Consider the following 9,704-nt stretch of genomic DNA (forward strand, 5'->3'; position numbering starts at 1 on the left):
ACCAAAAACTATTATGAGTAAGAACAATTTTGATACAATAATTTTAACCGGACGTCCTGCCGCCGGTAAATCCGAAGTCATTGACTTTTTGAAAAAAGCTCCTGCCACCGAACGTCTAAATCGCTTTCACATTGCCAACTTTGAAGAGTTGGACGACTTTGTCTATGTGTGGGAAACATTTGAGATTGATGACATGCTGACAAAACATGGCAAGCCACGTCTCTGGTCGGATGAAAAATATTGGTTCAAAGACCATTTCATCTGGAACCTGTACATCGAACGAATCAACCTTGCGTACAGAAAAAAACTTGCCGCAAACCCGAACTACCATGATGACATGACAACAATTATTGAGTTTGCCCGGGGCGGCGACAACGGTATCGGTGAAGCACTTTCCTACTTGCATGAAGAAGTTTTGAAGCGAGCGGTGATAGTCTATATCAAAGTTTCGTATGAAGAATCATTCAGAAAAAATCGCCGACGTGCGAGACCCGGATTGGAAGATTCAATTCTCTATCATTCCTTACCGGATGAGAAGATGGAATTTTATTACAAGACAAATGATTGGGAAAAACTCACCGCGGCTGACCCGAACTTTATAGAGGTCAAAGGATTCAAAGTTCCGTACATCGCATTCGAGAACGAACCGGAGAAAACTGATGAACCGGGAAAGTTAGGAGCGGAACTTGAACGCGTGACTCAGAAATTATGGAGTTTTTGGAAGAAGTAATATGAAAAATCGTAACCCAGTGACAAGTTTCAAATCAACTCATTCCGAGAAATCACTTTTTATGGAAGAGACGCTGATAAAAAATCTTCAGGAAAAAACCGGTAAAACTCTTGAGGAGTGGATTTCGATTGTGAAAGAATCAGCGATTGAGAAGCATAAGGAAATTGTAGAGTTTATCAAAACCAAACACGGATTATCATTTGCTTTTGCTAACCTCATTGCTCTCAAAGCCCAAAGCTCCGATTCAGACTCAAACGAGAATTCTGCGGATAAAATCAAAACTCAATCCAAAGGAAAACTCAAATCGGAATCAAGTGGTTTTCGAGCATCAATCAGACAAGTAAAAACCGGTTAATCCCGCGCGTTAAGTTCTTAATGACTTACAGCGAGTGGTAAGGAAAATATTCGGGGAAGAATTAATTCTTCCCCACTTCCATTCCTGCCTTCACAATGGTAGTAAACGCATCCGCCTTCAAACTCGCTCCGCCAATCAACCCGCCATCAATATCTGACTGAGAAAGTAACTCAGCAGCATTTTTATCATTCATACTTCCGCCATATTGAATGAGTAGTTTCCCGGCTACAGTCCATGAGTAGAGTTGACCGACTAACTTTCTGATAAATTTATGAACCTGATTTGCCTGCTCGGTTGTTGCTGTCTTTCCGGTTCCGATTGCCCAAACAGGTTCATAGGCAATTACAACATTTTCAACCTGCTCTGAAGTCAGTTCCTGCAAGACACCCTTCACTTGTGTTTTGATTATGTCTTCAGTCACGCCTGCCTCACGTTCTTCTAACGTTTCGCCGACACAAAGAATCGGAGTAAGTCCATGTTTCAATGCTTGCTTTGCTTTCGCATTGATGAGTTCATTCGTCTCTTTGAAATATTGTCGTCGTTCCGAATGTCCGAGAATAACGTATTCACATCCTACCGACTTCAACATTTTCGCTGATACTTCCCCCGTGTACGCGCCTTCTTCATGTTGAGACATATTCTGCGCTCCAAGTTTTATCTGCGAGTCTTTCACCAACGTTGATGCAATGACGAGTGAGGTGAACGGGGGACAGATGAGTACGTCAAGTAGTTGAGTAGTTGAGTAGTTGAGTAGTTGAGATTTCAAAGCATCCACAAGTGTTGCTGTTTCGTGGATGTCTTTGTTCATTTTCCAGTTGCCGGCGATAAGTTTTTTTCTCATAAGTAAATAAGTAGTTGAGATTGTGAGTAGATGAGTAATTGAGATTATCGGATTAAACTTTTCTTCAAACCATCAAGCATCGCAATAATTTCATTGACAGTGGAAATTACGTTTTCATAATCTGACTGATTAATAAATTCATTTTCCAGCGCGATATCTGCACAACCGATACATTCAAATCCCGAACGGATTGAGTAATCAAGAAATCTTGCAAATTCTTTGTTAGATGAGTTTCCCGCTCCCTCAGAAATATTCAATGCTATGGAATCTCCTGCACGTTTGAATTGTGCGGTCAATACAAATAGTTCGTCTTTAGGAAATTTCTTTGTTACTGTTCGAACTACTTTTGTAAATTTAAGTGCCTTCTGATAAACTTTTAAATCTTTTAGTTTGTGCATATAAATTTCTTTCTCAATATCTTAACTACTTTGTACTCAACTACTCAACTACTTAATTTCTTTTTAAGTATCTCGTTCACAATAGAAGGATTCGCTTTTCCTCCCATTGCCTTCATGGTCTGCCCGACGAAGAAACCAAGCACCTTCTCATTTCCTGAACGATATTGTTCAACCTGAGTTTGATTTTTGGCAAGTATTTCTTCGACCACTTTTTCAATCGCTGATGTATCCGAAATTTGGTTCCACCCTTTTTCCTCAACAATTGTTTTGGGTGCTTTATCTGAGTTCAGCATTTCCTCAAATATGTCTTTCGCGATTTTTCCACTGATGGTTCCATCATTAATGAGTTGTATCATTGAGGCGAGTCGTTTCGCTGAGATTGGAAAATCGTTGATGTTAATTTTTCGTTCACCAACGACGCGGAGGACATCGGTCATCACCCAATTGCTCACTTGCTTCGCTTGTTCATAGTTATTAGTGAGTGGTGAGTGGTGAGTGGTGAGTTCGTTGAGAACGAATTCAAAATAATCTGCATATCCTTTTTCAGATGTAAGAATATCTGCATCGTATTTTGGCAAACCTAAGTCTTGAACGAATCGGTCTCTGCGGGTAGTCGGATGTTCGGGAAGGCTTTGTTGTATTTCATGAATCCATTCTTGATTCACAACAACCGGAACCAAATCCGGGTCGGGGAAATACCGGTAATCATGTGATTCCTCTTTCCCGCGCATTGAATAAGCAATGGATTTGTCAGCATCCCACAACAACGTTTCCTGAATTATCTTTCCCCCATCTTCAAGAATCCCGATTTGGCGATTAATTTCATATTCAATTGCCCGATCAACATTTCGGAACGAGTTCATGTTTTTTACTTCCACCTTCGTTCCTAATTTCGTATCCCCTTTTTTTCTGACTGAAACATTTGCATCGCAACGCAAACTTCCTTCTTCCATGATGCCGTCGCAAACACCTAAGTATGTAACAATCTGTCTAATTTTATAAAGATACAGATATGCTTCTCTTGCAGTACGCATATCCGGTTCACTCACAATTTCCGCGAGCGGTGTTCCGCATCTGTTTACATCAATCAGTGTGTCTGCATCCATATCATGAATGGACTTTCCGGCATCTTCTTCCATGTGAATACGAGTCAACCCGATTTTCTTCCTCGAACCATCTTCCAATTCAATCTCAACAAAACCATTTGAGCAGATTGGCTCTTCAAACTGAGAAATTTGATATCCTTTGGGAAGGTCAGGATAGAAATAATTTTTCCGCGCAAAAACGGAGTGATGTGCAATCGCACAATTTGTCGCCAATCCCATCTTCATCACAAACTCAACAACTTGCTTGTTGAGAACAGGAAGAACTCCCGGCATTCCCAGACAAACAGGACAAATGTTGACATTCGGTTCGTGTCCAAACTTTGTACTGCAACTGCAAAATACTTTTGCATTTGTCAGCAATTGTGCGTGAACTTCGAGACCGATAACGGGTTCGTATACCGAATCATTTTGGAAACTCATGAAGAATATTATGCCGCAACAGTCTCAAAATGACGGATGGCAAAAACCTCATTTCGTTGCAATGGTTCAATTTCACTTTCATCCAAACAGATAATTGCAATCGTTTCTCCGATTGCATTGAAAACTTCCAACGAATATCCTCTTTCAGAATCGTTCAATCCCGGATGTGAATCCACAATTGTAGCGACATCACCCTTCTTAAGATTGTATTCAGGCAAGTCTTTTAGTAAAGCAACTCGAGTGAATAAATCATAGTTCATAGTTATCTTTCATTTGTACGGAAATAAGGTAATAAATTTTATCCTGTCAGAAAAACGTTCTTTCATCCAAATAGTTTTCACACGTAAGACTGTTTGATTTGGTCTATGAAGTTCCCCTACTATTTCATAATAATCACCAAACTTTGTTGCATGAGCAAAAAATGTCTCACTTTTCTTCAGCAACAATCGTAAATCATTTTCTAATAATTCCCAATTGTCGAGTGTGTATCCTGCCTTCCCAAGAAATTTTGATTTATCATCTTTTTCCTGAAACTTCAATAAATACCCGGTAAGTTTTCTCTTATCAATTATCGTATTTTCAGGTAATTGCATTCCTGTTACTTCGGATTACTTCACAGTAAATTTCAATTCCTTCAACACCGCGCCATCCGAGGACGTCACTGAAACTGTCCACTCGCCTGATTGTCGTAATGTCTTTTCAGCCCATGTTCTCCACGGACTTCCACCAACACTCAACGTAGTCGAATGTGAGTAATCACCATTCTTCCACGTAACGGTAATATCACCCGTCCCGCCTGAAAGTTTCAACCACACATATGCTTTTGAATTGAGTTCAAACTCCGTCGCTTCTTCCGTGAGCATTCTGTCTTGAACATCATTTCCCAATTTTGCTTCTACCACAGTCATGCCTGTACTTCCGTCCTGTTTTGTGAAAGCAGATTGTGATACAAATACAAACAATGCAAGTAACGTTACACTGATAAAGAATAATTTTTTCATAAGATTTCCCTTTGTCTAAAATAATTTTGTTCGTTTGATTTACTTTGAAGTTTTCTTCAACAATTGTTTCCTGATATTCTGAATTTGCTTCACATGATTCACATCGTGTCCGGCAAACATTTGTGCAATTCGTTCAACAGTTTCCTTACCCCGTTCCTCATGCATTCCGAATTGCTTCCATTGTTTGGCTGTCAAAGATTTCAATAACCGCACATGGTCGCTTCGCATCACAGAAAACAATCCGAGTTTTTGACGGCAATCGGTTTTGTCATATCCGAGGCTTGCCGCCCACTTATTCTCATCGTACGCTTGCAACGGAGAACCGGGTTGCGCCACAGTCATGCGCAAGCGAAACGCAAACGCAACCTCCGCATCGCTGAGATGATTGACAATCTGAGCAATTGACCACTTCCCCGGTTGCGGAGGAGTTCTCAACTGCTCGTCAGATAATCCTGCAATCGCTCGCTTCACTTGTTCAGGTGTTGATTGCAATATTTTCATTACATCTTTACCGATGATATTTGAAAGAATGCGTTTGATGTATTCGTTCTTGATATTTTTTATTGATGTTAATGGCTTCATAAAAAAATGTTACTGGTTTGTGGTTCGTGGTTTCTGGTGTTTGGTTTCGAGTTATTGTTTACGGAGATGATGAAAGTAAATCCTACTACTCACAACTCACCAATTACCACTCACCATTTTTTAATTTTGCATTTTTAATTTTTAATTGATCGCCGCTGTTACTTTCGCCGCTGCATCTTGCAAACTTGAAGCAACCGCAAAGTTCAGCCCGGAATTTGCAAGAATTTCACGCGCTTCTTTCGCGTTTGTTCCTTCGAGCCGGACGACAACCGGAATATTCACCTGAACTTTTTTCGCCGCTTCAATGACGCCGTTTGCAACGCGGTCGCATCGAACAATTCCACCGAAAATATTCACAAGAACCGCTTTTACATTCGGGTCAGAAAGAATAATTCTGAAACCGCTGGAAACCGTTTCGACATTCGCGCCGCCGCCGACATCGAGGAAGTTTGCCGGCTCACCGCCAGCAAGTTTGATGATATCCATCGTTGCCATTGCAAGTCCTGCGCCGTTCACCATGCAACCGACATTTCCATCAAGTTTGATGTAGTTCAAATTCGATTTCGATGCTTCGATTTCGAGTGGTTCTTCTTCATCAAGGTCACGCATCGCAACAATATCAGGATGACGGTAGAGTGCGTTGTCATCGAAGTTCATCTTCGCATCAAGTGCAAGCACACGCCCATCTGTTGTAACCACAAGTGGATTGATTTCTGCAAGAGAGGCATCAGTTTCTGTGTATGCCCGGTAGAGCGAGATAAAAAACTTCACTGCATTCTTTAATGCTTCACCGCTTAAGCCGAGAGCGAATGCAAGTCGCCGTGCCTGAAACTCCCTGAATCCGATTGCAGGATTGACATACTCCTTCAAAATCTTTTCCGGAGTTTCCGCTGCGACTTTTTCAATCTCAACGCCGCCTTCGGTCGAAGCCATCACACAATTTTGTGAACGTGCGCGGTCAAGCGTAATTCCAACATACAATTCTTTTGCAATCGAAATTCCTTCTTCAACAAGCAAGCGTTTGACAATTCTTCCTTCCGGTCCCGTCTGATGAGTAATCAAATTCATCCCATAAATCTTCGATGCATTTTGATACACTTCATCAAGCGACTTCGAGACTTTTACGCCGCCTCCTTTGCCGCGACCGCCAGCATGGATTTGTGCTTTCACCACCCAGACTTTTGTATCGGCAACTTCTGTGCTTCCCTGGCACATATCAACACAAACCTTGACAGCTTCCTCCGGCGAGAATGCAACCCGTCCGTTTGGTGTAGCAACGTTATATTTTCTTAAAATTTCTTTTCCTTGGTATTCATGGATTTTCATAGTCTTCGATTTTTTTCCAGTTTTTTCGTTTTGAGTTTAGTGTTTTGGGTTTCAAGTATGTTATTCAAAACTCAAAACCCAAAACTCGAATCTTTATTTAATTTTGGTTGCTATTGATTTCGCCTGCAAAAACAAAAGCAAATAATCTTTCCCGCCTGCTTTCGAGTCCGTTCCGCTCATATTGAAACCGCCGAACGGATGCGCGCCGACCATCGCTCCGGTACATTTGCGATTGAGATACAAGTTACCGACATGAAACTCGGTTCGCGCCCGTTCAATCTTCTTCTTATTTTTTGAATAGACTGCACCGGTTAAACCATACTCAGTATTGTTTGCAATTTCCAAAGCGTGGTCAAAGTTCTTCGCTTTAATGACGGCAAGCACAGGACCAAAAATTTCTTCCTGAGAGATTGTTGCTTTCGGATCAACATCGGCAATCACTGTAGGTCGGATGAAGTATCCGTCTTCCGAAGCACGAACACCGCCACTCACTAACTTGCCCCCTTCTTTCTGTGCAACTTCAATATATCGCATGATGTTTTCCATCGCGCCTTTGTTGATGACAGGTCCCATATAATTGCTCAAATCCTTCGCGGCGCCAACAGGAATTTCATCAACTCGTTTTTTGAGCGCAGCAACAAACTTATCATAGATTTTTGCATCAACAATTGCACGAGAACACGCCGAGCATTTTTGTCCTTGAAAACCGAACGCCGAGACTGTTACACCCGCAACCGCTTCTTCAAAGTTTGCTTCGCTGTCAACGATGATAGAATCTTTTCCGCCCATTTCTGCAACAACTCGCTTCAACCAAATCTGTCCGGGCAGAACTTTCGCCGCTTCCGTGTTGATGTGAATGCCAACTTCCTTTGAGCCGGTGAACGCGATGAATCGCGATTTCGGATGCTTGATAAGTGTATCGCCAACTGCACTGCCGGGCCCAGCGACAAAGTTTATTACACCTGCAGGCAATCCTGCTTCTTCCATCACTTCCATGAAACGCATTCCGGTTAAGGGCGAATCGCTTGATGGTTTGAGAATGACCGTGTTGCCTGCAACGACTGCCGCAGTCGTCATACCGGCAAGAATTGCAAATGGAAAATTCCACGGCGGAATGACAATGCCAACACCGAGCGGAATATAGACCACTTCATCTTTCTCTCCCGGCAATTGGACAGCCGCTTTTTGGTCGGCATAGCGAAGCATTTCACGACCGTAAAATTCGAGGAAGTCAATCGCTTCTGCCGTGTCGGCGTCTGCTTCCATCCAGTTCTTCCCAACTTCAAGAATCATTGTTGCGTTAATCTCGAAGCGTCGCTTGCGCATGATGTTTGCCGCTTTGAAAAGATAGTTTGCACGTCTTGCAGGTGGAACTTTACTCCACTCGGCAAACTTTTTCTCGGCAACATCCAACGCCTTTAATGCATCGTTGGAAGTTCCTTTCTGAAACACGCCGACTACTTGCTTTGGGTCTGACGGATTGAGTGAATGTAATTTTTCTTTGGCAGTGACTTTCTCACCGCCAATGATATTGGGATATTCCTTGCCAAATTGTTTTTCGATTTTGGCAATTGCTTGTTCTTGTTTCTTCCGATTCGCCGGCTTCGACCAATCGGTGTAGGGTTCGTTTTTGAATTTAGAAATTTTCATAAGTTTAGTTTCGGGTTTTGGGGTTTCAGGTATTGAATAATGTTCAGAAAATGTTGTAGTTCAATCCAAAAGAGAATGAAACTGAAGAATACTTGGTTGATATAGGTATAATCACTGAATTATCATTGTAATCAGTTTTAGAACTTTTTGAATAAACTAACGAGGTAGTGAATCGAACGTCATCTTCAAGATAATATATAAAATTTCCAGAAATACTTTGGTCAGTATCTTTCCACCAATAATTATCACCTCCATTTCGGGTAATATTACTTGCTTGACGCTGAAAAGAATAACTCCCAATGAATTCAAGTTTTTCCGCTAACTCATGGGTGACTGACACATTAATTTCAAGATCAAATTTTCTATGATAATCTTGATTCGGGAGTTCTATTTTCGCTTTCGCACTTGCATGTGTATATAACGACAACGGATAACCGTATTCACCCCCAATTGTATGAATGTCAACCCAGTCATTTTCAAAGCCTGACCCATAAGGAGTTTCATACTTGTATTGTCTATGATGGCCACCAAAGGTATAATATATTTTCCACCCGAAAAATCTTGGCTGAATGCTTTCTTTAAATGTTTCCAAGATTCGAAAAGAAGAAAAAGCATTCATAGCTGTTTCAGGTATTAATCCTTCTCTTGCTAATTCTTCCACTAAATCACTCACGAAATATTTTTCGTACCGTTCATAATTTGTCAGATACTCACGCTTATGGGCTATACGATTCACAAGCGAGAGCATCTGTTCGCGATTGATAAATTTAGTTATTAGTCCATCTTCACATAGACGTTCTATTATTCGTAATGCATGAAAAACAATCGTACCATCGCGTAACCTGCCATAGCCAAATCCTAAGATACCTTTAAAAGATACACTATATGATTTATTAATATTTTGATAATTTGTATCAAGAAAAATCGAACTGATGGAATTTCGTCTATCAGAATATGAGCCACTATAATCTATATAAGTTGAACTAATCAAATATAATCCTTCTTCTCTAAAATAATGAGAATATGACCAATCGACTTTAAGATTCCCATGCACATCTTTATCTACATCCTTTCTGCTCCAAACTACTCCAGTATCGCTTTCTTCATTCTCAGTATTTGATTCATAATAATTCCCATCAATACGTGTTGATAAGGAATCATAACCAAATGTTGTGTAAACTTTTCATTAAGCGGCGTTCAGTATCTTAGCATGGTTTTTCGATTTCATATACTCAATTGTTTCTTCGATCAGTTGGAATGCATTCAGTTTCCGTATTCGCGTTTGTCGTTCCATC

General features: G+C 41.0%; 12 protein-coding genes. 2 read left to right on the top strand and 10 right to left on the bottom strand.

The genetic code is table 11. The features are described from left to right. Positions 1–13 precede the first annotated feature (13 nt). Positions 14–730, top strand: a complete 717-nt coding sequence (locus HY960_16145) for a hypothetical protein (GenBank protein ID MBI5217285.1) — start codon at positions 14–16, stop codon at positions 728–730. 1 nt (position 731) lies between these two features. Next, positions 732–1,085, top strand: a complete 354-nt coding sequence (locus HY960_16150) for a DUF4287 domain-containing protein (protein ID MBI5217286.1) — start codon at positions 732–734, stop codon at positions 1,083–1,085. A 61-nt stretch (positions 1,086–1,146) separates the two neighbouring features. Here the strand turns inward: HY960_16150 and HY960_16155 are convergent, their stop codons facing one another. The 10 genes from HY960_16155 to HY960_16200 all read right to left on the bottom strand — a co-directional run bounded on the left by HY960_16155 (position 1,147) and on the right by HY960_16200 (position 9,400). Next, the gene (locus HY960_16155; protein ID MBI5217287.1) at positions 1,147–1,926 is read right to left on the bottom strand and encodes a triose-phosphate isomerase; all 780 of its coding nucleotides are present in this window, start codon (positions 1,924–1,926) and stop codon (positions 1,147–1,149) included. A gap of 44 nt (positions 1,927–1,970) precedes the next feature. Continuing rightward, on the bottom strand, positions 1,971–2,324 hold the full coding sequence (locus HY960_16160; protein ID MBI5217288.1) for a four helix bundle protein: 354 nt from the start codon (positions 2,322–2,324) through the stop codon (positions 1,971–1,973). Between the two features lie 44 nt (positions 2,325–2,368). Then, complete coding sequence (gene gatB, locus HY960_16165; protein ID MBI5217289.1) at positions 2,369–3,850, bottom strand: Asp-tRNA(Asn)/Glu-tRNA(Gln) amidotransferase subunit GatB; 1,482 nt, start codon at positions 3,848–3,850, stop codon at positions 2,369–2,371. Between the two features lie 8 nt (positions 3,851–3,858). Beyond that, on the bottom strand, positions 3,859–4,110 hold the full coding sequence (locus tag HY960_16170) for a DUF4926 domain-containing protein (protein ID MBI5217290.1): 252 nt from the start codon (positions 4,108–4,110) through the stop codon (positions 3,859–3,861). Positions 4,111–4,119: 9 nt separating this feature from the next. Further along, positions 4,120–4,443: a hypothetical protein gene (locus HY960_16175; GenBank protein MBI5217291.1), complete on the bottom strand. Its 324-nt coding sequence runs from the start codon at positions 4,441–4,443 to the stop codon at positions 4,120–4,122. A gap of 15 nt (positions 4,444–4,458) precedes the next feature. Then, on the bottom strand, positions 4,459–4,851 hold the full coding sequence (locus HY960_16180; GenBank protein MBI5217292.1) for a DUF2914 domain-containing protein: 393 nt from the start codon (positions 4,849–4,851) through the stop codon (positions 4,459–4,461). A 39-nt stretch (positions 4,852–4,890) separates the two neighbouring features. After that, entirely contained in the window at positions 4,891–5,433 is a 543-nt protein-coding gene (locus HY960_16185) for a DinB family protein (GenBank protein MBI5217293.1), read from the bottom strand. Between the two features lie 141 nt (positions 5,434–5,574). Then, on the bottom strand, positions 5,575–6,759 hold the full coding sequence (sucC, locus tag HY960_16190) for an ADP-forming succinate--CoA ligase subunit beta (protein ID MBI5217294.1): 1,185 nt from the start codon (positions 6,757–6,759) through the stop codon (positions 5,575–5,577). Between the two features lie 93 nt (positions 6,760–6,852). Continuing rightward, entirely contained in the window at positions 6,853–8,409 is a 1,557-nt protein-coding gene (gene pruA / locus HY960_16195; protein MBI5217295.1) for an L-glutamate gamma-semialdehyde dehydrogenase, read from the bottom strand. A 43-nt stretch (positions 8,410–8,452) separates the two neighbouring features. Beyond that, positions 8,453–9,400, bottom strand: a complete 948-nt coding sequence (locus HY960_16200) for a hypothetical protein (protein MBI5217296.1) — start codon at positions 9,398–9,400, stop codon at positions 8,453–8,455. Between the last annotated feature and the right edge of the window lie 304 nt (positions 9,401–9,704).

Source organism: Ignavibacteriota bacterium, from assembly GCA_016212665.1.
Taxonomy (GTDB): Bacteria; Bacteroidota; Ignavibacteria; order UBA10030; family SZUA-254; genus FW602-bin19.